The 26780-nt window shown below is 45.8% G+C and carries 24 protein-coding genes and 2 pseudogenes; 8 read left to right on the top strand and 18 right to left on the bottom strand.

Translation table 11 applies throughout. From position 1 onward, the window contains the following. The first annotated feature begins 2 nt into the window (after positions 1-2). The 5 genes from BST85_RS03320 to miaA are packed head-to-tail and all read left to right on the top strand — an operon-like array spanning position 3 to position 5088. Positions 3-1238 (top strand): DUF1015 domain-containing protein, encoded by a 1236-nt coding sequence (locus BST85_RS03320; RefSeq protein WP_104811957.1) that lies wholly within the window; start codon positions 3-5, stop codon positions 1236-1238. After that, the gene (locus BST85_RS03315; protein ID WP_181039944.1) at positions 1235-1894 is read left to right on the top strand and encodes a YggS family pyridoxal phosphate-dependent enzyme; all 660 of its coding nucleotides are present in this window, start codon (positions 1235-1237) and stop codon (positions 1892-1894) included. Before BST85_RS03320 ends, BST85_RS03315 begins: the two co-directional genes overlap by 4 nt. A 21-nt stretch (positions 1895-1915) precedes the next feature. Then, on the top strand, positions 1916-3295 hold the full coding sequence (locus BST85_RS03310) for an exonuclease domain-containing protein (protein WP_104811956.1): 1380 nt from the start codon (positions 1916-1918) through the stop codon (positions 3293-3295). A gap of 36 nt (positions 3296-3331) precedes the next feature. Further along, on the top strand, positions 3332-4171 hold the full coding sequence (locus tag BST85_RS03305) for an ion transporter (RefSeq protein WP_104811955.1): 840 nt from the start codon (positions 3332-3334) through the stop codon (positions 4169-4171). Further along, the gene (gene miaA, locus BST85_RS03300) at positions 4132-5088 is read left to right on the top strand and encodes a tRNA (adenosine(37)-N6)-dimethylallyltransferase MiaA (RefSeq protein WP_245917626.1); all 957 of its coding nucleotides are present in this window, start codon (positions 4132-4134) and stop codon (positions 5086-5088) included. Before BST85_RS03305 ends, miaA begins: the two co-directional genes overlap by 40 nt. A 27-nt stretch (positions 5089-5115) precedes the next feature. On the opposite strand, the gene BST85_RS03295 is transcribed toward miaA, so the two are convergent. The 17 genes and pseudogenes from BST85_RS03295 to prmC all read right to left on the bottom strand — a co-directional run bounded on the left by BST85_RS03295 (position 5116) and on the right by prmC (position 23719). Next, positions 5116-5832, bottom strand: a complete 717-nt coding sequence (locus BST85_RS03295) for a response regulator transcription factor (RefSeq protein ID WP_104811953.1) — start codon at positions 5830-5832, stop codon at positions 5116-5118. A 4-nt stretch (positions 5833-5836) separates the two neighbouring features. After that, positions 5837-7402, bottom strand: coding sequence for a sensor histidine kinase (locus BST85_RS03290; RefSeq protein ID WP_104811952.1), 1566 nt, complete (start codon positions 7400-7402; stop codon positions 5837-5839). Positions 7403-7473: 71 nt separating this feature from the next. After that, a complete protein-coding gene (coaE, locus tag BST85_RS03285; RefSeq protein ID WP_342750382.1) occupies positions 7474-8004 on the bottom strand; it encodes a dephospho-CoA kinase in 531 nt (176 codons plus the stop codon). Positions 8005-8056: 52 nt separating this feature from the next. Then, positions 8057-9001, bottom strand: coding sequence for a CdaR family protein (locus BST85_RS03280; RefSeq protein WP_104811951.1), 945 nt, complete (start codon positions 8999-9001; stop codon positions 8057-8059). A gap of 20 nt (positions 9002-9021) precedes the next feature. Next, complete coding sequence (locus BST85_RS03275; RefSeq protein ID WP_104811950.1) at positions 9022-10023, bottom strand: glycosyltransferase family 2 protein; 1002 nt, start codon at positions 10021-10023, stop codon at positions 9022-9024. 70 nt (positions 10024-10093) lie between these two features. After that, positions 10094-12640: a proprotein convertase P-domain-containing protein gene (locus BST85_RS03270; protein ID WP_104811949.1), complete on the bottom strand. Its 2547-nt coding sequence runs from the start codon at positions 12638-12640 to the stop codon at positions 10094-10096. A 172-nt stretch (positions 12641-12812) separates the two neighbouring features. Beyond that, positions 12813-13631: an enoyl-ACP reductase FabI gene (locus tag BST85_RS03265; protein WP_104811948.1), complete on the bottom strand. Its 819-nt coding sequence runs from the start codon at positions 13629-13631 to the stop codon at positions 12813-12815. A gap of 49 nt (positions 13632-13680) precedes the next feature. Continuing rightward, entirely contained in the window at positions 13681-15333 is a 1653-nt protein-coding gene (recN, locus tag BST85_RS03260) for a DNA repair protein RecN (protein ID WP_104811947.1), read from the bottom strand. Positions 15334-15394: 61 nt separating this feature from the next. Beyond that, complete coding sequence (gene porD / locus BST85_RS03255) at positions 15395-16282, bottom strand: type IX secretion system protein PorD (RefSeq protein ID WP_104811946.1); 888 nt, start codon at positions 16280-16282, stop codon at positions 15395-15397. Further along, positions 16275-17485: pseudogene (coaBC, locus tag BST85_RS03250) on the bottom strand (bifunctional phosphopantothenoylcysteine decarboxylase/phosphopantothenate--cysteine ligase CoaBC). Before coaBC ends, porD begins: the two are co-directional and overlap by 8 nt. A 5-nt stretch (positions 17486-17490) precedes the next feature. Next, entirely contained in the window at positions 17491-17826 is a 336-nt protein-coding gene (locus BST85_RS03245) for a DNA-directed RNA polymerase subunit omega (RefSeq protein WP_104811945.1), read from the bottom strand. Positions 17827-17831: 5 nt separating this feature from the next. After that, positions 17832-18677, bottom strand: coding sequence for an outer membrane protein assembly factor BamD (locus tag BST85_RS03240; protein ID WP_104811944.1), 846 nt, complete (start codon positions 18675-18677; stop codon positions 17832-17834). 103 nt (positions 18678-18780) lie between these two features. Continuing rightward, positions 18781-19659 carry a 4-hydroxy-tetrahydrodipicolinate synthase gene (dapA, locus tag BST85_RS03235; RefSeq protein ID WP_104813883.1) on the bottom strand — a complete coding sequence of 293 codons (879 nt, stop codon included), beginning with the start codon at positions 19657-19659 and terminating at the stop codon, positions 18781-18783. Between the two features lie 9 nt (positions 19660-19668). Then, entirely contained in the window at positions 19669-20187 is a 519-nt protein-coding gene (locus BST85_RS03230; protein WP_146090632.1) for a DUF6913 domain-containing protein, read from the bottom strand. A 24-nt stretch (positions 20188-20211) separates the two neighbouring features. Further along, positions 20212-22211 (bottom strand): annotated as a pseudogene (gene ligA / locus BST85_RS03225) (NAD-dependent DNA ligase LigA). A 73-nt stretch (positions 22212-22284) separates the two neighbouring features. Beyond that, positions 22285-22866, bottom strand: coding sequence for an LOG family protein (locus tag BST85_RS03220; RefSeq protein WP_104811942.1), 582 nt, complete (start codon positions 22864-22866; stop codon positions 22285-22287). Between the two features lies 1 nt (position 22867). Continuing rightward, entirely contained in the window at positions 22868-23719 is an 852-nt protein-coding gene (gene prmC / locus BST85_RS03215) for a peptide chain release factor N(5)-glutamine methyltransferase (RefSeq protein ID WP_104811941.1), read from the bottom strand. A 62-nt stretch (positions 23720-23781) separates the two neighbouring features. On the opposite strand from prmC, the gene ribD reads away from it, so the two are divergent. Genes ribD through BST85_RS03200 form a run of 3 tightly spaced genes read left to right on the top strand, consistent with a single transcriptional unit; the run spans position 23782 to position 26293 of the window. Then, a complete protein-coding gene (gene ribD, locus BST85_RS03210) occupies positions 23782-24819 on the top strand; it encodes a bifunctional diaminohydroxyphosphoribosylaminopyrimidine deaminase/5-amino-6-(5-phosphoribosylamino)uracil reductase RibD (RefSeq protein WP_245917624.1) in 1038 nt (345 codons plus the stop codon). After that, complete coding sequence (locus BST85_RS03205) at positions 24816-25682, top strand: DMT family transporter (RefSeq protein WP_104811939.1); 867 nt, start codon at positions 24816-24818, stop codon at positions 25680-25682. Before ribD ends, BST85_RS03205 begins: the two co-directional genes overlap by 4 nt. After that, positions 25682-26293, top strand: coding sequence for an IMPACT family protein (locus BST85_RS03200; RefSeq protein WP_104811938.1), 612 nt, complete (start codon positions 25682-25684; stop codon positions 26291-26293). The genes BST85_RS03205 and BST85_RS03200 overlap by 1 nt, the downstream gene beginning before the upstream one ends. A gap of 7 nt (positions 26294-26300) precedes the next feature. Here the strand turns inward: BST85_RS03200 and BST85_RS03195 are convergent, their stop codons facing one another. Continuing rightward, positions 26301-26705, bottom strand: a complete 405-nt coding sequence (locus BST85_RS03195) for an acyl-CoA thioesterase (RefSeq protein WP_281259674.1) — start codon at positions 26703-26705, stop codon at positions 26301-26303. Positions 26706-26780 lie beyond the last annotated feature (75 nt).

Below are 26780 nucleotides of genomic sequence, written 5' to 3'. Positions count from 1 at the left end.
GCATGCCTCGGATACTCCCATTTAAAGCAGTACGTCCTACCAGAGACAAGGTCAGTTTGATGGCCTCCAGATCGTATGAGAGTTACAGCAAAGAGGAGTTAGAGGCCAGATTAAGGGATAATCCATTCTCGTTCTTACACATTATCAACCCTGGCTTTAAGTACCGAAAGAAGATTTCAGGAAAGCTGCGTTACGGCTTGGTGAAGAACCGTTACCAGGAATTTCGCGAGGATGGCATCTTTATGCAAGACGAAGAATCCTCCTATTACGTCTACAAGATCGTTAATAGAGAAGGTTTTAGCTTTCACGGGATAGTTGGTGCTGCAGACGTAGACGAACTCAACAAGGATGGAATCCGCAAACACGAAGCTACGCTCAAGGACAGGGAGGCCATGTTTATGGAATATCTTAAAACAGTTGGCTTCAATGCTGAGGCAGTTCTATTGACCTATCCAGACAACGAGATCATAAACAGCATCATCCAACAGCAAATGAACTCCAGGGCGGAGTATGAATTCACAACCACCTATCGGGATACCCATTATTTGTGGCCCATAAGTGAAAAAGCCTTGGTAGAAAAAATCAAAGCAGCATTCGAGGAAATCCCTGCCGTTTACATTGCCGATGGGCATCATCGCACGGCTTCTTCCATATTATTGGCCGAGACCACCGGTGCTCTGTCACAGGATGAAATGAATAATAGTTATCGTTTCTTTATGAGTTACCTCATCCCAGAGAGCGAACTGAAGATCTATCAGTTCAACCGTATGGTTAAAGATCTCAATGGTATGGATAAGGAGGAGTTTCTGATTGGACTGGATACTTACTTCAGGATCGACAATCGGGGAGCAGAATACTACAAACCCTCCAAAAAACATCACTTTAGCATGTACCTAGACGGGGATTTCTATTCCCTATACCTTCGCAAAGACCGCTATAAGATGACCAATGCCCTGGATGCCCTGGACACGGAGATCTTGTATCGCACCATCTTAAAGCCTCTTCTAGGAATAGAAGACGCCAGGACGGAAGACCGATTGGCCTACTCCCACGGAAAGAAAGATCTGGCTCACGTTCAGTCTATGGTGGATAGTGGAAAATTTGCCGTCGGGTTTGGTATGTTACCAATAACCGTGGAAGAACTCAAAGCCGTGGCCGATCAAGGTCTGGTCATGCCACCAAAGAGCACATTCATAGAACCTAAGTTGAGAAGCGGAGTGACCATTTACGAATTTTGAGTTCCATCGCAGAAAATATAGCTCGATTAAAGAAGGACCTACCGCCTGAGGTTACACTGGTTGCTGTTTCCAAGACTAAACCTGTATCGGACCTGATGCAGGCTTATGCCGGAGGTCAGCGTGTCTTTGGCGAGAATAAGGTTCAGGAAATGGTGAGCAAGCAGCAAGAGATGCCCAAGGATATACAGTGGCATATGATCGGGCACTTACAAAGGAACAAGGTAAAGTATATGGCTGGTTTTGTGGATCTTGTTCATGGGGTTGACAGTCTTCGCTTGCTGCAAGAGATCGATAAGCAAGCTGCAAAACACCAGCGAGTGATCGATTGCCTGTTGCAGATCAGGATCGCCCAGGAGGAAACAAAATTTGGCTTGCCGGGACATGAATTGGATACCCTATTGGAATCTTCAGCCTTCAAAGAACTGCAAAACGTGCGGGTTGTTGGACTTATGGGCATGGCAAGTTTTACCTCGAATATGACCCAGGTAAGAAAGGAATTCGAGCATTTACAACAGCTCTATAAACGATTAAACACAATTCATAATTGGCACGTTCTTTCCATGGGTATGAGTGGCGACTATCCACTGGCCCTCGAATGCGGATCTAATATGATCCGGGTGGGAAGTGCCATATTCGGTGCCAGAAATTATCACTAAATTCCATGACCGACTAAGCAGATGTACGCAATACTGGACATAGAGACTACCGGAGGTAAATACAACGAAGAGGGTATTACCGAAATCGCCATTTACAAATTTGATGGTCATAAGGTGGTGGATCAATTTGCCAGTTTGGTCAACCCGGAAAGGCGGATTCAACCCTTTGTGGTCAACCTGACCGGGATCAACAACGAAATGTTGCGTTCCGCACCTAAGTTCTACGAGGTGGCCAAAAGGATCATAGAGATTACCGAAGGCTGCGTTCTGGTAGCACATAATGCTCAGTTTGACAACCGGATCCTGACCACCGAATTTGATCGGCTGGGTTATCAGTTCAAAAAGGATACCCTCTGTACCGTAGAACTTTCCAAAAAGCTCATCCCGGACATGCCCTCCTACAGCCTGGGAAAACTGGTTCGTTCACTGGGAATCCCAATTAGTGACAGGCACCGAGCGCAAGGAGATGCACAGGCCACGCTTACCCTCTTTAAGCTACTGATGTCCAAGGACATCAATAAGGATATACTGACAGCTTCTGTCCGGCAGGATCCTCGACGACAACTGGAACCAAAACTGATCGATATTATAGATTCTACTCCCACAGAGACCGGAGTGTACTACATGCATCGGGAAGACGGGGAGATTATCTATATAGGGAAGAGCAAGAACATGCGCAGAAGATTGGTTCAGCATTTTACCAGCGACAAGCGCAAATCCAAAAAGATCCAGCTCGAGGTGCATACCGTTACCTATGAGCTAACAGGGAACGATCTGATCGCCCAGCTTAAGGAAAGCGAGGAGATCAAGCAAAAGAAGCCACTGTATAACAGGGCCCTCAGGCGTACGCTTTTTACCTATCAATTGAGCTCCTTCACCGATCAGAATGGCTATATCAATCTGAAAATAGATAAGGCGGATGGGCGAAAACCAGCAATTACGACCTTTTCCAATTACCAGCAGGCGCGCTCTGCCGTGTTTAAAATTACCGAACAGCATCAACTATGTCAGCGACTCACCGGACTGGACAAAGGGAAAGGCCCCTGTTTTCACCACAGTGTAAAGACATGCAATGGAGCCTGTATTGAAGAAGAAGAGATCTCGGCATATAATGCCAGGGTAGAAGGATTTATCCAACGCCATAGTTACGACAATAAACACATGATGCTGATCGACAGAGGAAGGGATACCGACGAACGTTCCGTGATCTTGATCGAAGATGGCCAATACAAGGGTTATGGTTTTTACAACTTGAATTTCCAGATCGATAATCCGGAGATACTCAGAAGCATAGTGAACCCCATGTCCAACAATCGGGATGCCCAGCATATCATTCAATCCTACCTGCGGAAGAACAAGGTTATGCGAATCGTTCCTCTTCCCAAGACCAGCGCCATATAAGGAATCTTTGCTACCTTTACGTTAAACAGCAAGGATTTGAACACATCCACACTGAGAAAATGGCGGCATAAACTGCACGAGATAATTTATGAAGCCGACACCCCGTTAGGGAAAGCCTTCGATATTGTATTGCTGGTCCTGATCATTCTATCTGTGGTCTTCGTCATGTTGGAAAGTGTTCCCAAGATAGATGCCAAGTACCATGATCTGCTGAACATAGGGGAATGGATCATTACCATCTTCTTTACCATAGAGTATATCGCCCGCATCATCACAGTAAAACGTCCCACTAACTATATTTTCAGTTTTTACGGGATCATCGACCTGCTCTCCACCATTCCGCTATATCTGTCGATGATTCTAACAGGTTCCAATTACCTGCTTACGGTGAGGTCTCTGCGCCTACTCAGAATTTTCCGTATCCTGAAGATCACCCGGTACATTGGAGAGGCCACCCGCTTAAGGCGGGCCATGTTGCTTAGCCGGCCAAAGATCCTGGTATTCTTGTTCACAGTGGTGATCATCGCTATCATAGCCGGGACCATTATGTACCTGGTGGAAGGAGAAGAGAGTGGTTTTACCAGTATTCCCCATAGTGTGTATTGGTGTATAGTGACCCTGACCACTGTTGGTTATGGCGATATATCTCCTATAACTCCTCTTGGGCAGTTTATAGCCAGTGTGATCATGATCATGGGTTACGGGATCATAGCTGTTCCTACCGGAATTGTTACCGCCGAATACGGCCGGGCTTCACAAGATGTACAACACAATACCCAGGCCTGTCCAGGATGCGGCATTGGGGGTCACAAGGACAACGCGCGCTTCTGTTTTAAATGTGGAGAAGAGCTGAATCCAGAGGAATTGACGATGTGATGCAACAGTCTTCTCCCCTGCTTATCGCGGTGGTCGGTCCAACCGCAATCGGCAAAACCGTTCGGGCGATTCAACTGGCCGAACACTATAACACTGAGATCCTCTCTGCAGATTCCCGTCAATTCTACAAAGAAATGTCTATTGGTACCGCTGTTCCGACTAAGGAGGAACTAAGTCTGGTCAAACACCACTTCATACAGCATATTTCCATAGACAAACCATACAGCGTGGGTGATTTTGAGCGAGACGCAATGGAAAGACTTGATGCGCTCTTCACCGAAAACAAGGTCGCCGTGCTGGTTGGAGGGTCTGGTCTCTATGTTCAAGCCGTATTAGATGGACTGGATGAGTTTCCCGATGTTGCACCCGGAATTCGGGAAGAGATCAATGCCCTATACCGCGAAAAAGGAATTGAGGAACTGCAACGGCAGCTGAAGCAATTGGATCCTGAATACTACAAACAAGTGGATCTTCAGAACCCCCATCGGCTGATCCGAGCCTTGGAGATTTGTATAAGTAGTGGTCAATCGTATTCAAGCTTTAGGAACAACAAGAAAGCACAACGTCCCTTTGAGATCATAATGATCGGCTTGGAAGCCGACCGGGAGATCGTCTACGATCGGATCAACCGAAGGGTAGATCTGATGATGGAAGAAGGATTGTTGTCAGAAGTCAAGTCACTACATCCGAAAAAAGATCTCAATGCATTACAAACTGTAGGTTACCAAGAGCTGTTTAGCTATCTAGACGGCCAATCTGATCTGGATATGGCCATTTCAGAGATCAAAAAGAACAGCAGACGTTTTGCCAAGCGGCAATTTACCTGGTTCCGCAGAGATCCAAGAGTGAGCTGGTTCGACTACCAGGTGGATATCCAGGTCATCATCGACCATATCCAAAAAAAAACGGCCCCTTAGAGCCGTTTATATTTTAGTGATCATCGATTACTGATCCACCTCATCTTTGACCACCAGACGGAAGCCCTCTCCGTGAATATTGATGATCTCTACCCCATCGTCATGGCTCAAGTACTTCCTGAGCTTGGCGATATACACATCCATACTGCGGGAGGTGAAATAGTTATCGTCGCGCCAGATTTTGGTAAGCGCCAACTCTCGCGGCATCAGATCATTCTTATGTAGGGCCAGCAAGCGTAACAGATCATTCTCCTTAGGAGATAATTTTGTTGGCGCCTCGTCCTTGTAGGTGAGAAAGCGCAGCTTGGAATTGAGATGGAAATTCCCAATCTGGAATTCGAATTGTTTGCTGTCTGCCAGGGAATCCGTAGACTTTCTCTGGATAATGGCCTTGATCTTCATCAGAAGAACTTCACTGTCGAAGGGTTTATTCAGATAGTCGTCTGCTCCCACTTTATAGCCTTTCAACACATCTTCCTTCATCGCTTTGGCGGTGAGGAATATAATGGGAACTTCTTCGTTCTTTTCACGGATCTCCTTGGCAAGGGTGAATCCGTCCTTATAGGGCATCATGACATCCAGGATGCAGAGGTCGAAATCATCTTTCTTGAACTTCTCGAAGCCCTCCATACCATTTTTGGCGTGAGTCACATCGTATCCGTTCATGGATAGGTAATCTTTAAGAACTGTTCCAAAATTTGGATCGTCCTCTACAAGCAGAATTTTCTTATTCTCTGATTCCATAATACTATGATATTAACTGTACTTTAATGACAAATGTGCTTCCTTTTCCTTTTTCGCTTTCCACATAGATCTCGGCATCGTGATCGTCCAGGATCCTTTTAACATAGGCTAAACCTAGCCCGTGGCCCTTCACATTGTGGATATCGCCGGTGTGTTCCCGGTAAAATTTCTCAAAGATCCGTTTCTGAACAGACTTGGTCATCCCAATACCCTGATCCCTTACCTTTAAGATAATACTATTTTTAACATTTTCGGTATATAAGTCGATCTTTGGCACTTCCTCAGAATACTTGATAGCATTGTCTAACACATTGGTTATCACATTAACCATATGATGACGATTGGCTAATATCGACGACTTGAGCGCACCTAAATGCGTTTTGATATAACCTCCTCTGTCCTCTACAATCAAACTGACATGCCCCACAGCCTCCTCGATCAAATCGTGGAGTTTGATTCTTTCCTTAGGCAGGTCCAATTCATTCTTCTCCAGTTTTGAGATACGCAATACATTTTCTACCTGGGCATGCATCCGTCTGTTCTCGTCCCGGATCATCTTCATATACTTGGAAACAAACTCCTTGTTGTCTGCGACCATAGGGTTTTTCATCGCATCTAATGCCAGGTTGATCGTTGCAATGGGAGTTTTGAACTCATGCGTCATATTGTTGATGAAATCACTCTTGATCTGGGAGATCTGCCGTTGCTTAAATAGCTGTGAGAGCGCACTGGCATATGCTAATATGATGATTGAGGTGAAAATGATGGACAAAATTGCCATCCCAAGAATTTCGCCAAAAACTTCCTTTCGCTTTTCGGAAAAGTTGACATAAAGCCTGTAACTGGTGTTCAGATCATCGTTCACAAACAACGGAACTCCATAGGTGCTCTTTGGATCCAATTCGAAATTGCGGGAACGGATCTTGGTGGCTAATGTCTTGCTGTATACCGCATATTCAAAACTGGTAGCCAACCCGCGGTTAAGCAGTTCTTCCTGAAGCAATTGCTCGATCTCTTCTCCTTGGACCCGCTTGTGAATAGGGGTCTTGGCAGAAATATTCTTGAAGGCCTCCTCAAATTGGCCACGCTCATAATCCCTCAACCGACTAAAGGACTCAACCATGGTCTCTTGGGGGGCGCCCCGTCCGTCCAATCCACTTACAATTCGAGTGGTCTTCTTTTTATTGGTGATCTTTTTGAAATCAATGGAATCCAATTCCGTATCGAACAAAGTTGAAGAGAGTTTAAAATCTTCCTCTATAATTCGATCCGTATAAATAACTGTCTCGTTCTTATCTTCATCTTCTGTGGTGTACACCAACTCGGTCAGGGTGACATTATCGGGTATATCAACACTGTCTGCCAAAGAACTGTATACGGCATAATAATCTTCCACCTCCCGCAGTTGGATCCTACGGGATACTTCGATCAATACCTGCCGAACATCAATGGTGAACTGATCCTCCTTTTGCTGGTAAGAATTTCGAATCCAATATCCCTGAACGAATATGATCCCAAGCAATGCGAGGCTCATTAGCGCGATCAGGACAGCAAAAAGCTTTTTGTTCATCACTCAAAAGTAGTATTTTAACATTTAGAGGATTGGCGGTTTAACCAAATGTTAACACCGCAAGCGCAGTCCTAGCGCGACTTTTCGAGTAACTGCAAATGGATCCTTTCCACCTGGGCCCTAGTGCTTTCCAATTGGTTGTTCTCGATAATGAAGTCTGACATTTCGGACTTCTTTTCATCTGACCATTGATTCGCCATACGATCCAGGATCTCCTCCTTGGTGGTCTGGTCACGAAGAAGGATTCGACGGATTCGCTCCTTGAGATCGGCAGTTACCAAGATAATCTGATCACAGCCCTTGTAACTCCCACTCTCAAAAAGGATGGCGGCCTCCTTGATCACATAAGGTGCCTGCTGCTGCCGGCTCCAGGTTAAGAAGTCCTCTCCCACAACAGGATGAATTATAGTATTGAGATCGTTTAGTAAGGATCTATCCTTGAACACTTTAGCGGCCACATATGCCCGGTCTAACTCACCCTGACGATAGGCCTCCTTACCAAAAAGTTCAATGATTCCGATTTTGATCCGCTCGGACGTATTGGTGAGTTCCCTGGCCCTATCGTCGGCAATATAAACAGGAACACCCAATTCCAGGAACATTTCCGCAACTGTGGTCTTTCCACTACCGATACCCCTGTTAAACCGACTACCATCATTTGAAGATCAAATAGTCGATCTTTTTATCTGCCAATTCTACCCGTTGTACCATTTCGGGATATTGATCGATCCTGGGGATCATGAAATTTTCCTGATCGTTTCTTTCATTGAAGTCGCAGATCACCACAAAATCATCTGGACCTACCGCGTTGAATTGATCCACAGAAATATCGAAGGTCACCTTGACCGTTTCCGGGATCAACCGTATTTCTGTCTCTGGAGGCAAGTTTATTATTTGTGGGCTGATCTGAATTTGTTTTTCAATGAACTCCGATACATTGAGTTCTACAGTGACCTCTTGAGAAGAATAATCAGATTGCAAGCCTGCGGGAAGTACAAACTGGCTGTTCCGCTGCACATTAGAATTGATATTCTCTCCTTCTATCGGTTGTGTGCGAACCTCCTGAATAGATTCCATTAACTTTTGAGGACCAGTCAAAGTGACCGAATCTGGTTGAACATTAGGCTGTCCAATAGGCCGAAATCCTTTTTCAAAAGCCAACTGAATATCCGCTACTATAGGTAGGCGTTTTCTAATTATGCGCTCTAACGGTATGGTTAAGTCTTCTCCCGCTAAATACCTGAGTTCTCCATCCTGTCCCAATTGACGCCCGATCATTTGCCGAAGTTCTTCCTTGCCGATTACGACCAGGGTATCTTCTGGAGCCGCATAAACCCCGACATTGATCTTAAGCTCTGGTGATTTTAATTTATAGAACAACGACTGAAAACCTGTCGTCCTGATCTCTGCTACCAAAAACTGTGGTGCTACTGCCGAAACGGTGCTATTCTCCGGAACATTCTCATAGGCCAGAGCAAGTTCCATTCTACTCGAATTTTCTCTTGAAGAGCGCGCCATCATCCAAAAGACAAAGGACAGCAATAGGAATAGGAAGAAGATCCTGGGTCTCGATTTTTTGAATTGAGAAGATTCTGACATGAAGGGAACTTTCCTCTAAATTAATTAAAAAAGAGTTCGGGATAGGCGCTCTCTGGATCTGACCCGAGGATTCGGATCTTTGTAGTACTCTCAAGAAATGCGAGACCATAGCCAAAGAACTGTACAAATAAGACAAGCACCGCTAATATTCCAACCTTTAATCCTCCGGAACGCAGAGAGGCCTCCAGCATAATCAGCAGGCAATAGACCAACAATGGAACCATATACAGTGAACTCTGAAGAACTCCTAGGAGAACACTGATCAACACTCCCAAGACAAAAAAACTGGGAAACCAAAAGGTGATCTTGGCCGAGCTAGGATGCCAAAGGCTAATAATGGGCCTAACGAGACCAAACTTTCGAACTTGCCGATAGAACTTATTAAGATCTATCCTTCGTTTGTGATAAACAAATGCATTTGGTACGAAGGTAGTCTTATAACCTTGTTCAAGAAGCCTAAGACTCAGATCGGGGTCTTCTCCCGGATGGATGCGCCCAAATCCGCCACTCTGTTCGTATGCTTCCCTGGAGAGTCCCATATTAAAGCTGCGTGGCTCAAATTGACTAACCGCCCTGCTAGAACCGCGGATACCTCCGGTGGTTAGAAAAGAGGTCATTACGTGACTGACCGCTTTTTGAAATTCATTGAACTCCGGATGGGCGGCATCCGAACCTCCAAAACAGTGATGAAAATCACTATCCAGATATCGATCTACCTCTTCTAAATACTCCGGTGGTAGAATGCAGTCTGAGTCCAGGATCAAGAAGTAATTACCGCTCGCTCTTTCCATTCCGTAGTTGCGGGAATGTCCGGGACCCGTATTGGCCTTGACCAAATAGGTAATATTTAGCTTGGTGTCAAATCGTTTGATGATGTGCTCACAGGATTGAGAAGAACCATCCTCCACAATGACAACTTCAAATGGGATGCCAGTAGTTTGCTGAGTCATGGACACCAACAATTCCTGGATCTCGTCTGGTCTGTTGAAAACCGGAACGACAAAGGAGTAACTCCTGCTCATGAGAGCAAAATTAGTCAAAAAAAAAGCCATCTACCCGAGGATAGATGGCTCTTATTAGAAGTTATTTAGCTTACTGCTTAACGATCTTGTAGGTACCTACCTGACCATTCACAGTCACCTTCATAATATATGTACCAACAGAAAGGCTGGATACATTCAGTTGACCAGTAGTGGCATCGATGTTTCTATCGATCACCTCTTGACCAAGGATGTTATAAACTGTAGCTCTTTCGATTACATCCAGAGCATTCAGAGTCAATACATCGCTAGCTGGGTTTGGTGAGAAAGTGAATCCTTCGATTCCATTCTCTTCTACACCCAGTATACCAGAATCCAAGTTGATGTCTGTTCCACCTCCCTGGTTGGTAACGAATACATAGTACGTACGGCCTTCTACAGTAAGAATTGACGCAGTTGTACTAGGCAGACATTGGTTATTTCCGTTCGGAATGTGGATCAGATCTTCCTCAGAGGAATCTTCGTCCGGTGCGCGGAAGAAGACAACAGTAGAGAATCCAGCTGGAGAAACGATCTCGCCTTCAGCGAAACCAGCTTCAGTAGCAGTGAACTTATACCATACACCATTGGCTCCATCGATATTACAATCTACTGGGTTACCATCTTCTGTAGTTGCCGCTGGCATGGCTACAGCAGGATCAGTGTAAGGGAATCCGATCTCATCAACGTCGATAGCATTCTCGATATCATCGTTTGGTGGTGGGATTGGATCACAGTTCACGCTCAGGCTATAACTACCAGTTGATCCTCCAAATCCGTGAACAAGGATATAGTAAGTAGAGTTTCCGTCACCAGTGAAAGAAACCTCAGACTGAAGTCCACAGAAATCATCATTTCCACCAACACAGGTCAAGTTCCCACAATCGTCACCTTCGTAAACGGTTAACTGGCTATCGTAAGTTGTTCCTCCATCGCACAGGGAAACTGTGTAGTCAGATGAGAAACCAAAATCGTCAGTGAAAGTATACCATACACCGTTTCCGATATTGAACTCACCACCACATAGTTCAGAGTTGTCAGCAGTTGCGCCGTCGGTTGTCCCAGTTACAGTCTCTCCACAAGAGATAGACTCGGCACCTTCACAGAAGTCGTTGGTCACAGGACCACAGGCTACCTCAAGACTGAAGTCACCTGAGGAACTACCGGAGAACCCATCAACAACAATATAATAGGTAGAAAAACCGTCAGATACGAAAGTTAACTCTGATTGTAATCCACAAGAGTCATCGTTGGTAGCAACTAACTCACTCAAGGTACAATCTGTAAATACCCAAAGGATTGAGTCAAAACCTGTTCCACCGTCACAAAGCGAAAGGGTAACAGCTTCCTGATCGCCCTCTCCGGTGAAAGAGAAATATACATCAGGCCCATCATTTCCAGCCGTGTCCGTTGCACCGGCAGTACTTCCTGCATAAACATCTCCACAAGACAGTGCATAAGCGTCATCACAAACATCGTTGAATGGCTGTGCACAAACATTCATTTCGAAAGAAACGATCTGTCCGGTATCTCCAAAAGCACCATCACAAACCTTCAAGTTCCAGGTTCCTCCTACGTTCTCACCCATAAAGGTATCGGCGAAAGTTCCGCCTTCCGGAGAGAATGTTCCTGTAAATGGAGCAGATGCTCCAACAATAGATGGTGCACCATCTTCAAATACAGTTGCTACATAATTGTCGTCACTTCCTCCGTTATTGGCAGACAGCAATAATTCTGTTCCAGAAGGAGAGACCAAGAAAATCTGTAGATCAGATACCCAGGTGTGGGTAATTGTAATTTCTACATTTTCGATCTCTGCATCCATACCGACAAAACCAATGGCGTCAACATCCACAGGGACCAGGTTTGGCGCATTAGCACAATCGGCAGTTTGGGTGTCGCCACCGTCTATGTCGATCGGAAGACCAGTCGCTTCGTAGTTGTTAGAATCACAACTAATGCCAGGCTCTGTCTCTTCACCTACTGCATTAAGCACCCAAGATTGCGACAACGCAAAATCGGCGTCTAAATCGTAAATCCCGTCGTCACCAACGCAATCCAAACTTTGGATCCATGATGGTGCAGTTTGTCCTGCATTATTTGCTCCGATAGAAAAAGTCGTCAAACCGTCATTTGGTGTCCGAAGTGCAATAACCATTTCAGAACCGGCGGGTACAGTCGCATCAATTGCAGTCTCAAGCACAAGACCGACATCCGCGGCAGTCACATTTTCTGTGGCTGAAGCTAATAAAGTTAGATTGCCCGTTGGAAAAGCTGCATCAGTAGTCCACACTTCGACTGTCACATCAACTCCAGAACCAGGAACACCGTCCAGAGCAAAGAAACCATATTGAATACGGTTAACATTGAAATCTCCAGTAATACCAAAATCGGTTAGAACATAAGACCGGAAAGATGTCAAGGCCACAGGGTTAGCCGGGCCACAGAAAATACCATCGTCTATGGTGGCTGGATCATTTGAATGAGTGAGCAGGATCTCCGAGCCCCCTCTTTCTAGATTGGTCGTGACTCCTGCAACTCCGGTGCTATTCGCCGAAAGCTGGGCAAAGCCAATAGTCGAAACGAATAAAGCACTCAGAAATAGAGTAATTTTTCTCATAATCAATTAGTTAAATAAGATTAGTTATTATGTGTTAAAGGTATCTAAAATTTCTGGAATAAACCAAAGAATTAAATATCCATGAAAACCCTTGCGATATATAGGTTTAGCAGCATTTTTCATCAAAAAAGCCCGGGTGTACCGGGCTAAACAAAATTGATGAAGGAAAATTCTATTGTGAATCCACAAATGCATCCATAACAGCATCACTCACTCCCATATTGGAGAAACCGCCATCATTGTATAAATTCTGAAGGGTTACCCGCTTGGTCAGATCACTGAACATGGCCACCGTATAGTTGGCACAATCCATAGCGGTAGCATTACCCAAAGGAGACATTTTCTCTGCATAGGCAATGAAGCCATCAAAGCCCTTTACTCCCTGACCTGCGGTTGTAGGTGTAGGAGACTGGGATATGGTATTGACCCTAACTTTCTTATCCCTTCCAAAGAAATAGCCAAAACTACGCGCAATTGACTCCAGATAAGCCTTGTTATCTGCCATATCATTGTAATCAGGAAATACTCGTTGAGCCGCCATATAGGTTAAAGCAACTATGCTACCCCACTCGTTCATGGCATCTTTCTTATACAGGACCTGCATGGTCTTGTGAAAAGACAAGGCAGATACGTCCCATCCCTTGTGAGTCCAGTCATAATTGGATTCGGTATAATGTTTTCCCTTCCGCACATTGACAGACATACCAATGGAGTGAAGTACAAAATCTAATTTACCGCCCAGGATTTCCATGGCCTGATCTACCAGGTTTTCCAAGTCTTCCAATTTGGTCGCGTCAGCAGGAATGATCTGGGAACCCGTTTTCTCGGCCAGTTGGTTGATCTGCCCCATTCGCATGGCAATTGGCGCATTGGTTAAGACGATCTGCCCTCCTTCTTCATGTACGCGTTCGGCCGTTTTCCAGGCGATTGAATTCTCATCCAGGGCACCGAATATTATCCCTTTTTTTCCGGCTAGTAGATTGTTTGACATAGTTCTATTTTGTGGGTTGACTACCTATTTGAATGGTCAAAGATAAGCTTTAATTCAACAATTCACGGGCGTGTGCAAGGGCAGAATCAGAGTATTGATCTCCTCCGATCATTTGAGCAATCTCCACTATTCTGGCGTCTTCATCCAATGGTTTCAGGTGGGTTATTGTTCGTACTGCATCCGTCTCTTTAAACACCTTCAAATGATGTGAACCTTTTGCAGCAACCTGTGCCAGATGGGTGATCGCCAATAGCTGTGAATGCCGACTGATCTGATGCATTTGAATAGCCATCTGTTCTGCGATCTTACCGGATACCCCGGTATCGATCTCGTCGAAGATCAGGGTTGGAAGTTGCTTTCTCCTAGAGAGAATAGATTTGATTGCCAGCATGATGCGACTTAATTCCCCACCGGAGGCAACCTTGGCCAATTCGCCGGCCCGACCTCCTTTATTAGCTGTAAAAAGCCATTCTAGCTGGTCCATACCAGTATCCCTGAATTCGGCCGTATGGTTTAAGATTATATTCAATTCTGCATCCGGCATGCCCAGATCTGCCAGGATCTCCTGAAATTGATCTGAAAAGGGCCTGATGATCTCCTTTCGTCCTTGATGGATCTTATTCGCCAAACTGCTCAGTTTGGTGGCAGTGGCTTGCAATTCGGATTGTATCTGAGCGATACGTTCTTCCAATTGACCGCTATTGTCCACCTGGGATCGTAACTCTTCCCTAATGCCAATTAATTGATCAGTATCCGTAACATGGTGTTTATCTTGCAGTTTCTGGAGGTGATCGAGTTGTTCAGACACAAAAGACATTCGTTCCGGATCCAGTTCCAGCGAATCAGATTCCCGATCGATCTCCCTGGAGAGATCGTCCAATTCTTCGATAATAGATTGCGATCGATCTGCCCAGGACTGATACACTTCCCCGAAACCAGAGAGCGAAGACAGTTCCCGCCGAAGTTCAAATAATTGGTCCATCAATCCAACGGCGTCTTGTTGCATCATGGCCTTGATCCGATGCAAGGTCTCCTGTATTCCTTCAACATTGGACAGTTTTTCTGATTCCAACTCCAATTGGGGCTGATCCACAGATTCCAGATCGATCTCGTCCAACTCTTGCAGGAGGTACTGATGATAATCTAGGTCCCGCCTAGAGCGAGCCAATTCTTCAGATAGCTCCTTCTCCTCCTTTTCCAGCTTTCGATAGTGTCTTAATAACTTCTGGTATTCATCCATAGTTATCTCCAAGCCGGCCATGCTGTCCATCACCCCCAGCTGATAATGCTGAGAATTAAGTGTCTGGGTATCAAACTGACTGTGGATGTCGACCAACTCTTTACCCAATGCTTGCATCTGGTTCAAGTTGACCGGAGCGTCGTTGATGAATCCCCGGGAACGACCACCAGGCAATATCTCGCGACGGATTATGGTCAGTGGTTCATAGTCGATCTGCTGTTGTTCGAAAAAGTGGATCAAATTGAGATCAGAAACATCAAATTCGGCTTCGATCACGCATTTCTTTTCGGGGTCACCTGCACTGCTCAGATCGGCCCGTTTCCCCAATAGCAGGGAAATGGCACCCAGGAGTATGGATTTACCGGCACCGGTCTCCCCGGTGAGTACCGTCATACCTTTCTCCAGATCGAATTCGATGTCGTCGATCAGGGCAAAATTTCTAACAGAAATGGATTTGATCATGGGTGTAACCTACTCCTTCGAAATTAGGAGAAATAATCAGACTGACAAGAGGAAAGTTGTCTTAAAACTTGATTTGCGACCAGTCGTTCCTTTTGGTGGGTGCCATACGGTTTAGGTCCTCCACAAAATTGGCAATATCAACCTGTGGACCTCCACTGAACATCGAACTGATCTCCTGACTTTTCGCATCGAAAAATGTTCTCAGGACAAAGGAATTAGGCCTTCTGCTGTTGATCCCTTTCAGGCCTTGCATACTGGCAATTACCGCCTCTTTACCCTCTCTGGGATTATCGGCCATCACATCCATACCCAAGCGATGATAATCGTAAAGTACATCTTGGTATGGTGCAAAGAGATTGGATAGGATGGCATCGTTATACCGGAAACGGGACTGCTGTCCATCTGTGGCCTTCCAACCAGAAAAATTGCTCCCGGCAGCCGTATTGATGATCTGCTTAGCGGTCTGGAAAAAAGGAATTCCCGCTCCTCGTTCGAAGGTAGCGGCATCCAAGGCCAAGATTGTATAGACATGATAGGCAATCACGGACATCAAATTGGAATCAAAACGGTTAAGATTGAAAACCAAGGGTTGAAACTCGATATAGTCAAAATTGAATTGGGCGTCATTGTAATTGTAGATCGGACTATCGTAGGTCGAATTGTATACAGGCCTCGACGCCTGTACCTGCAGGCTGGCACTAAAAAGGGTCCCGTCGAAAGCAGAAACAATGATGCTGAAATTACAATCTATACGTTCCTGATTCTTGACCGCCTGATTGGTCCATCGAGTATTGTTTAGGTACTCCGTCAGTTGCTGCTCCAAGGTCCTGAACACCTGGAGATTAGGTTGACCGGTCTGAACGGCATCAATATTAACTGTCGCATTAAGTTCTTGACTGTAAGAAACTGTAAATGAGAATATTAATATGATTGCAATTATGCTACGCATAGTAATTCTGTATGATGTATTGAACAATATCCGCGGCAACCTCCCGCTTGTCTTTAACTTTAAAAGGAGTCACCTTATTGTGCTTGTCTATCAGGGTGACTTTATTGGTGTCTGTGCCAAAACCGGCACCGGAGTCCCTGAGCGAATTTAGCACAATTAAATCTAAGTTCTTCTTTTGGATCTTGCCTTTGGCATGCTCAATCTCGTTCTCCGTCTCCAGGGCAAATCCAACCAGGATCTGATTTTGTTTTTGCTCGCCTAAGCCTGCAAGAATATCGGGATTTTGGACCAGCTCTATGCTCATTTGATCCTCCTTCTTCTTGATCTTTTGATCGGCAGGATCTGCCGGACGATAATCCGCCACGGCTGCACTAAGAATGGCCAGGTCTGCACTGGGAAACACCTCCTGGCAGTGTTGCATCATCTCTACGGCCGAAGTCACTCTCTTTAGTTCAACGGAAGGATGCTGAATGTCCAGGGCAGTTGGCCCTGAGACCAGGGTAACCTGTGCCCCTGCTGTCGCGGCTGCCCGGGCAAGTGCAAAACCCATCTTTCCACTGGAATGATTGCCGACAAAACGTACCGGATCGATTGCTTCGTAGGTGGGACCTGCTGTAATCAAGACCCTTTTTCCAAAAAGCGGAGCGGATTGCAACAAGTGCTGCTCCAGAAAGTCGACGATCTCTTCCGGCTCTGCCATTCTTCCCTTGCCGTATAAACCACTGGCCAATTCGCCGGTTCCGGCCTCGATCTGGATATTTCCGAAGCGGTTGAGTTGCTCGAAGGTCTTGGTGGTAGAAGGATGCTTATACATGTCCAAATCCATCGCAGGTGCGTAGTACACAGGACATTTGGCAGAAAGATAAACGGCCAGCAAGAGATTATCGCAAGTGCCGTGCGCCATCTTGGAAAGGGTGTTGGCCGTGGCCGGTGCGATCAGGATCAGATCTGCCCAAAGACCAAGTTCCACATGGTTATTCCATTGGGCGTTCTCGTCTTCTTCGTCTGTAAAGGAGGACAGCACCTCATTCTTGGACAGCGTAGATAATGTAAGGGGGTAACAAAATCGCGAGATGCAGGGGTCATCACAACCTTTACTTCCGCACCTCGCTTGATGAGTTGTCTAACAATATAAGCGGACTTATAGGCAGCGATCCCGGCAGTAACGCCAAGGACAACCTTTTTACCGCTCAGAATGGACATAAGGCCTATTGTTGAATGTCCTCGTCTTCTGTATTCCTGTGGTAGATCTTCCCTTCTAACCATTCCTGAACGGCCATGGCATGTGGCTTAGGAAGCTTTTCGTAAAACTTGGACACCTCGATCTGCTCCTTGTTCTCGAAGATCTCTTCCAGGCTGTCATTGTAAGTAGCAAACTCGTCTAGCTTTTCCAAGAGTTCCTTTTTGATGTCTCCGTTGATCTGAGTAGCTCGTTTGGCTATGATCGAAATCGCTTCATAGATATTACCAGTTGGCTCATCGATCTTGTTCTTATCGATGGTAGTAGTGGTAATTGGTGCATCCGTGTTCTTCAAGGTATTCATCTTTCTTAGTTTATCGGGACGGTGGAACCCTCCGTTAGTTGTGCCATTCTCAGATCGATGTCTGTAAGCAGTTCGTCTGCTTCAGCGCGTCTTTCTGAATCAGCATAGTATTTCAGATAGCTGTTGTAATATTCTTTCGCTTCTTCCAACCTGGTCTTCCTCAGATTAGGTAAGCTGTTTATGGCTCGGTAGTAACCGGCTTTAAATTTTCCGAGAAAGGCCTCTTCTCGATAAATAGAACCTGGATGATCACTGATAAAGTTGTCATAGGATTCTATGGCCGGTGTGTAGCTGCCCAGATAATCGCCCAGCCCCAACATCTGGTTGGCTGTTTCAATGTCCTTTTGCTCCAATTTGGTTCTTAGTTCCTTAACTAAAGCATTGGCCTCCAAACGGTAGTTGCTGTTGGGGTATTGATTCACATAGGCCTGCAGTTTCTCGAGTGCAGTCTGTGTATCTTCCTGATCCAGCGAAAAGCGTGGAGACAACTCATAATAACTCTTGGCAGACTTGTAAGCCGCTATCTCGACACTATCACTGTTGGGATAGGAGGTGACAAAACGCTCAAATTGATAACCAGAAAGGTAATAGTCCTCCAGGCTGTAAAAGGTATTGGCATACATGAACATCAACTTCTCAGCCTGTGGCTTGCCCCGATATACCGGGACGATCTGCTCCATCAGCTTGAGGGCTTTCTTGTACTTGCCAATTTCGTACAAGGATTCTGCCATCTGATACTTGTCTACCACGTTCTCTTTACGATAAACCTTGTGGTATTCTCCACAGGAAACAAGGATCACGCCCATTAATAAGAGGGCAACAGATATTCTAAGCGTTTTCTTCAAAAACATCGGGCAAAAGTAGTGATTTATGGGGTATTATAAAACTTTCTTAGCGGACAAGATAACACAATGCCTTCAGCGATTGCCGTCCTTCATGCGAATTAACTAAACTTTAGAATTCGTCCAGGAAGGAGCCGATCCGCTTATGTAAATCTGGATCTGCCTTGACCAAGGGTAGACGGACTTCAGAGGAACAAACTCCAAGATGTGATAACATCGATTTAATTCCGGCAGGATTACCTTGCTCAAAGATCAAGCTTATGGACTTCATCATGCGGTAATGCAAGGCCCTGGCATGTGCTGCCTCTCCTCTTAATCCCAAGCGAACCATTTCTGAGAATTCGGCCGGCAATCCCTGCCCTATTACGGAAATTACACCTTCACCTCCCATAAGCACCATAGCAAGTGTGATCATATCCTCACCTGAGATCACCAAAAAGCCATTTGGCGCCCCATGGATCAACTCCATGGCCTGTTGCAGGTCTCCGGCAGCTTCTTTGATACCGATGATATTCGAATGGTCACCGGCCAGTCTGAACACCGTTTCAGGCAACATGTTAGAGGCTGTCCTTCCTGGAACATTGTACAGAAGAATGGGCAATTCAGTAGAGCTGGCTACAGAACTGAAGTGCTGATAAATCCCTTCCTGTGTAGGTTTATTATAGGCCGGAGAAACCGAAAGTACAGCCTGGTACGCCTTGCGGTCCACATCCTGCAATTCGGATATGACCTGAGCCGTATTACTTCCTCCTACCCCCAGAACTAGTGGTAATCGCCCCCTATTCTGGTCCACTATGGTCCGTTTGACCAACTGTTTCTCCTCCTGGGTCAGGGTAACACTTTCACCCGTCGTTCCCAGGATAACGAGATATTCTACTCCACCATCGATCACGTGACCAACCAGTTTCCTCAGTGCGACCTCATCAACTCCACCATCTTTCCGAAAGGGCGTGACTAAAGCTACTCCCGTCCCTTTCAACTCATTTACAATACTCAATTGTTACTCTATCTTATTAAGTGTTTTCAGGTATTTGGTCAACTCGTCCTGGAATGCCAGTGGGTTCCAACTTGGCAGCCCGATCAATAGATCGAACAAGCGCTCGTCGGAGCCGGATAGGCCAACCTTGAACCTTGCCCTGCTCCTGGAAACAAGCATATCCAGGAACAGATGTGGCCCTTTGTATAGACCTAGTAGTAATCCGAATGGTTTGTCAAGGAATTCAACGGCATCCTGGTTACGGATCTCCCCGCTCCAGCTAAATTCCTTCATGTTGAGCTGATTGTGACGCAGAGTCGGCAGATTGTGTTTGTCCGATGAAAACACGAACACCCGCATATCCTTACGCTGAATCCCTAGTCTTCGACCCAACTCATAAAACTCATCGGGATCTCCGTAGATGGATTCATCCACCAGTATTCCCAGACTATTCACCGGGCCATTGCGCCCGCTGGTATCCCGATCGGACAAATTCCGCTCGGTCAGCTTACGAATGGACCGCTTTTTAATTCTTTGTAACATGTGAGGTTAGTTAGTTATATACTCTCATGGAGCGATCATACTTAGAAAATCGGCCTCCGAAATAATAGGAACACCTAATTTTTCGGCTTTATCCCGTTTACTCGGCCCCATATTGGCACCGGCTAATACGTAGGAGGTCTTGCCTGATATAGAACCGGAAGACTTACCACCGTATTGTTCTATCAGCCCTTTTATTTCGTCCCTGGAAAAGTTATCGAAAACTCCGGACACAACAAAGATTTTTCCAACTAAGAGATCAGATTTAACACCTTCGGCTTCGTCCTCAGGATTTTCGAGGATCAAACCATAGGCTTCTAATCGTAGGATCAGCTCGCGGTTCTCTTCATGACTGAAGAACTCGGTCACGCTAGCCGCTATTCGATCCCCGATCTCGTCCACTTCGATAAGCTGATCGGTATCAGCACTCATTAAACCGTGAATTGAACCGAAATGTTTAGCCAATTTTTTGGCCACTGTTTCTCCTACATATCGGATTCCAATTGCGAACAAAACACGCGGGAAAGGGACTTGTTTCGAATTCTCTACCCCTTCTAAAAGGTTGTCCGCACTCTTTTCGGCGATTCTCTCTAGCGGCAATAGCTGTTCCTTTTTTAAGGTATAGAGATCGGCATAATTGGATATCAGACCTTCGCGTACTAACAAGGCAACGGTTTCACCACCAAGTCCCTCGATGTCCATAGCCTTTCGCGAAATAAAATGCTCTATCCGCCCAATGATCTGAGGAGCACAGCCCATCGTATTTGGACAATAGTGCTGAGCTTCACCGGTTTTGCGTTCCAAAGCGGTTCCACATTCCGGACAAACCTCAATATACTGTGTCGGTGTCGAATTCGCTGGTCGAGCTGTCAGATCCACTCCTACGATCTTTGGAATTATCTCTCCTCCTTTTTCCACGTTCACCAGATCACCAACCCGTATATCCAATTTGGCAATTTGATCTGCATTGTGAAGGGAGGCTCGTTTTACTATTGTCCCAGCAAGGTCTACTGGCTGAAGATTAGCCACAGGTGTTATTGCTCCTGTTCGCCCTACCTGATAACTGATGGAGTCCAGACGGGTGGCTGTTTGCTCCGCCTTGAATTTATAGGCCATTGCCCACCTGGGCGATTTAGAGGTAAACCCCAGTTCTTCCTGCTGATTGTAATCATTGACCTTGATCACCACCCCATCGATCTCGTAGGGTAACTCCTTTCTATGTATATCCCAGTGATCGATAAAAGCAAAGACTTCCTCCATATTGGACATCAAGCGCGCAGCTGAGGGCACCTTAAAACCCCAGGATCTTGCCAGTTCCAGGCTTTCAAACTGTGTTTTAACCGGAAGTTCTATTGCCTTCAGGCTATATAGCAGGCACTCCAATGGCCGCTTGGCTACTTCCGAGCTATCTTGAAGCTTCAAACTTCCCGAAGCTGTATTTCGAGGATTGCGATAAGGTTCTTCTCCCTGGGCAATTCGTTCCTTGTTCATGGCCTCGAACCCGGCAAAGGGCAAGACGATCTCACCCCGGATATCAAATCGTTCCGGATAGTTACCTGTCAAACTCAAGGGAACAGACCGGATTGTTCTAACATTATTGGTTACCTCGTCACCCTGAACCCCATCTCCTCGCGTAACCGCCCTAAGCAGTTTACCATCCTGGTAAGTAAGATTCATTGAAGCCCCGTCATATTTTAATTCGCAGGTATATTCGACCGGGCCCTCCACAACTTTTCGAATCCTCTTTTCCCAATCCAAGAGATCTTGCCTGGAATAGGAATTATCCAGAGAATACATGCGAAAATCGTGCTCCACCGTCTGGAAATTCTTGGTGATCGCCCCCCTACCCGATGCGTTGGGGAATTTGGATCGTCATATTGAGGGAATTGTGTTTCGAGATCCTGTAGTTGCCTGAGCAATTGATCAAACTCGAAGTCGGAAATAACAGGTTCGTCCAGGACGTAATACCGGTGATTGTGTTCTCTGAGTTCGCGGCGTAATTGTTCAATCTGGGTGGCTGCGTCCATAGAAGCAAAGATAGAAATTAATGAAACTGAATAAGAAGAAATAGAAGAGTGAAATGAACTAATTTATGACCGCTCAGGACCGTTGCTCATTCAGCCATTTCGGACGCTGAGGAGCCCTGAACTCAGACATCTTATCCAGGAGTCGGTCTACATCCGAATCTACAAGGATCAATTCGTAATTGGTCATACTCATAAACCCTCTTCTGACCATTTGCTCCATAAGCTGAAGTAAGGGATCGTAGAAGCCATTTAGATTAAGAATTCCTACTGGTTTGTTATGAAGACCCAATTGAAGCCAGGTAATTATCTCGCAAAGTTCTTCCATGGTGCCCATGCCTCCCGGTAAGGCCATAAAAGCGTCACTTCGCTGTTGCATGACCAGTTTACGCTGATGCATGTTCTCGGTTTCTACCAATTCTGTCAATCCCTGATGAACCAATTCTTTGGTCTTTAAAAATCCTGGGATCACACCGATCGCCTTCCCCTTGGCAGATAATACTTCCGCTGCGAGTTGCCCCATCAGGCCAATTCTGGCCCCGCCATAGACCAAGGTCAGATCTCGTTGTACCAAGGATTGACCCAATAACAAAGTTTGGGCAATGATCTGCTGATCGTTTCCCTCCTTGCTTCCACAAAAAACACAAACACTGCGCATATTAGAACATTGCGGTCAGGCACCGGGGCTTACCAAACAGATCGTTGTGAACTTGCACCTGCTCATACCCCTGATCTTCAAATAGTTCTGACACTTCCACACTAAGATACTCATTTATTTCCAGGTAGATCCGGCCTCCGGGATTCAGTAATTTTCGCCCCTTTACTGCCAGGTGCCTGTAGAAAAGGAGGGCATCGTCGTCTGGAACAAAAAGAGCCAGATCTGGTTCGTGTTCTAGGACATTAGGACGCATCCATTGCGCTTCACTTCTTCGAACATAGGGAGGATTTGAAACCAGAACGTCGAAGGTTCCCGAGGGTGAAGCTTTTGTGAAATCCATCTGCAGAAATTCACAGTTCAAGCCGAGCTTCCCAGCATTCCCCCTGGCTATTTTCAAGGCCTCTAAAGACAGATCCAGGGCGGTTACCTCAGCTCCTGCGAGATGATGTTTGATGGAGAGCGCAATACAACCTGAGCCAGTACCTACTTCAAGCACTTTAATTGTTTCGTCATCCGCGGAGTTAGACTCACTCGAGATCAACATGCTGACCCACTCCTCAGTCTCTGGCCTTGGAATCAGTACACCTGGTCCAACATTTATAGTGAGGTCCAGAAACTGGGTGTACCCTAATATATATTGAATAGGTTCATGATCCATAAGTCGTTGTAAAGCTATCTGAACCTGATGAACCACTTCAACAGGAGTCTCATCGTTAAGTTGTTGTACGAATTGAAAACGACTGAGCCCGGCGTAATCTGATATCAGTGTATAGAACAAATGTTCCCATTCTGACCCCTCCATAGGATCTGGACGTTGACTGATAAATTGAGTGCGAAGTTGCTGGTTGTTCATCGGCAATCCAGGCTGACGCAACCCTCCAGTTCTTCAACTAAAATCGTCGTACTTTTGCCCGGGTGAAGATACACGAAAAATACATGAGGCGCTGCCTGCAACTCGCAGCTAATGGACTGGGAACAACCTATCCCAACCCCATGGTCGGATCTGTTATTGTTCACCAAGGAAAAATCATTGGAGAGGGGTGGCATCAGCGTGCCGGAGAACCTCATGCAGAGGTCATGGCTATCAATTCGGTCCGCCAGCCCGAGCTATTGAGTAGTTCTTCCATCTATGTGAATCTGGAACCCTGCAATCATTACGGAAGAACCCCGCCTTGCAGTGAACTCATTGTAAAAAGCGGAATTCCAACCGTGGTTATCGGTTCACTGGACCCAAACCCCAAGGTGGATGGAACAGGACGGACCAGGCTGGAGGAGGCTGGTTTAGAGGTGGTGACCGGAGTTCTGGAAAAGGAGTGCACGGAATTGAACAAACGATTTATCACCTTCCACCAAGAAAAACGACCTCATATCATTTTGAAATGGGCAGAGAGTCCTGAAGGCTTCATAGCGCCACTTGAGCAGCAATCCGATGAGCCCTTTTGGATCTCTAGCCCTTATTCAAAACAACAAGTGCATAGGCTTCGCTCACAAGAACAGGCCATAATGATCGGTGCCGGTACACTGAGGAAAGACAACCCATCTCTGACTACCAGGGACTGGTACGGCAACTCGCCGGAGGTCATTGTACTTAGCAGAAGTGGCGACCTACCTAAGGAGCGGAAACTTTGGAAAACCGAGGCGAACAAGCTTATAATTGGTGCTAAAACCCATCGTGATCCTAAAGGGGAAAACATCCAGTTAACGGTGAATAAGGAAGGAGTGAAGGAGATTCTGGACCACCTATACCGGTACGGCATCCAGTCGGTGATCGTAGAAGGCGGTGCAGAGACCTTAAATCAGTTCATCAATTCCGGATATTGGGACGAAGCGCTGGTCTTTCGTGGTGAACAAAACATCGTCCAAGGATTAAAAGCACCTGTCATTGAAGGCCATCACCAGACGGATTATACTGTGAAACGGGATGTGTTGACCCATTACAAAGCTTCATTGTGATCTATCTCCTGCTCAGCGTTCTATCTTCAACCACGCTCTTTGTGGTATTCAAGCTGTTTGAACGATTCAATGTCAAATTACTTCCTGCCATAGTTGGGAATTATATCACGGCATTTAGCCTGGGAATGTTGGTTAATCCGGTGGTCCCCGGTCTGGGCGAGATCACGGAAAAACCTTGGTTCTTATATGCCATCTCACTCGGGGTGGTATTTATCGTTGTCTTTAATCTAATGGGGATGACCACTCAAAGACATGGATTATCTGTAGTCAGCGTGGCTACCAAAATGAGTTTGATCGTTCCGATATTATTCGGCTTGATCTACTATAAAGAATCCATGAGCGCCGGAAAGATAGCAGGTATAGTACTGGCATTAATTGCAGTTTACATGACGACCACAAACCCCAGGACAGCTCAGGGTATGGGGTTGCGATCGGTCTTGTTACCTACCCTGGTCTTTTTGGGAAGTGGCTTCATTGATACCAGCCTTAAATATTTGGAGCAACGATTTGTTGACCCGGAGGAAGTCGCACTATTCTCGGGTATCATCTTTGGTGGGGCCGCTATCATAGGTCTGCTGATACTGCTGTACCGTTATTTGCGATTTCGGGAACTACCTAAACTAAGAGATGCACTGGGAGGTCTGGCACTGGGAATCCCCAACTTCTTTTCGGTTTATTTTCTGGTAAGGACATTACAGAGTGATTTCATGCCGAGCTCAGGGATCTTCACCTTAAATAATGTTGCGATTGTCCTAAGCTCCACCCTGCTGGGTATATTGCTGTTCAAAGAATTGCTGAGCAGAAGGAATTGGGTAGGTGTTCTATTAGCTGTAATCAGTATAATCGCAGTAAGCCTACTCTAATGCAGAATACCGAAGATCAATTCCTCTCTTTAAACACGCCTGGCGAATCACTTTGGAAAGCCAAAGGCAGCAAATTCTACGGCTATGCCTATCGCGTAAAGACAGAAGAGGACATAAATGAACGATTAAATGAGCTTCGGAAAAAGCATCACAAGGCTAGACATCATTGCTATGCATGGCAATTAGGCACGGAAACATTCAGGTACCGGGTCAATGATGATGGTGAACCCGCCAACAGCGCAGGCCAACCTATTTATGGTCAGATCAAGGCCAATGGTATAACTGAAGTGCTCATCGTAGTGGTACGTTATTTTGGAGGGGTGAAATTAGGAGTTGGTGGTTTGATACAAGCATATAGGACCGCAGCGAGTATGGCATTGGAGGACGCCGTGATCGATTCCTTTCCATTAACATCCAACCTGATCATAAAGACGACTTATCCTCAACTGAATGATGTCATGCGATTGATCAAAATGAGAGGATATATCATTTTGGGCCAGGAATTAATGGAGAATTGCCTGCTCGAAATAAGTGTTCCGAAGTCAAAGACAGATGACGCTCTGCTGAGCTTAAATAAGATGCATTTGGTCAGTGCAGAATTGCAGGTTTAAACACCCCTTATTCTTCCCTTAGTTTCTGGTCCAAATAATCGGGTGCTTTCATCAGTTTTTTGGTCTCCATATCCACAAAAACAAGAGCCGTATAAGCACTCACCAACAGCTGGTTATCCTGGTTGTGAATTTCGTAATCGAACTCGATCTTATACGTAGGAATATTCCTTAATTTCGTCGTAATGCGAATTACTTCGTCATAATGCGCCGGACGCTTGTAATCGATACTTAATTTGACCACTGGTAATTGGACTCCATTTGCCTCCATCCATTTGTAGGAAAAGCCCTGAGCCCTTAGCCAGTCAGTCCTCCCCTGTTCAAGGTAAGCAGCATAGTTTCCGTAGTACACCACTCCCATCTGGTCGGTTTCCCCATATCGAACGCGTAACTCGGTGACTGTTTTTTTTGACAAATTCGGGATTGAAAAGTGGAACTATTTTCGTAAGTTTAGGTCAGGGTCATATTCCGAAAAAAAAAGTGAAAATTC

The sequence above is a fragment of the Aureitalea marina genome (genome assembly GCF_002943755.1).
Lineage (GTDB): Bacteria > Bacteroidota > Bacteroidia > Flavobacteriales > Flavobacteriaceae > Aureitalea > Aureitalea marina.
The sequence above is the reverse complement of the archived record's forward strand: the minus strand, read 5'-3'. Positions and strand labels throughout refer to the sequence as shown.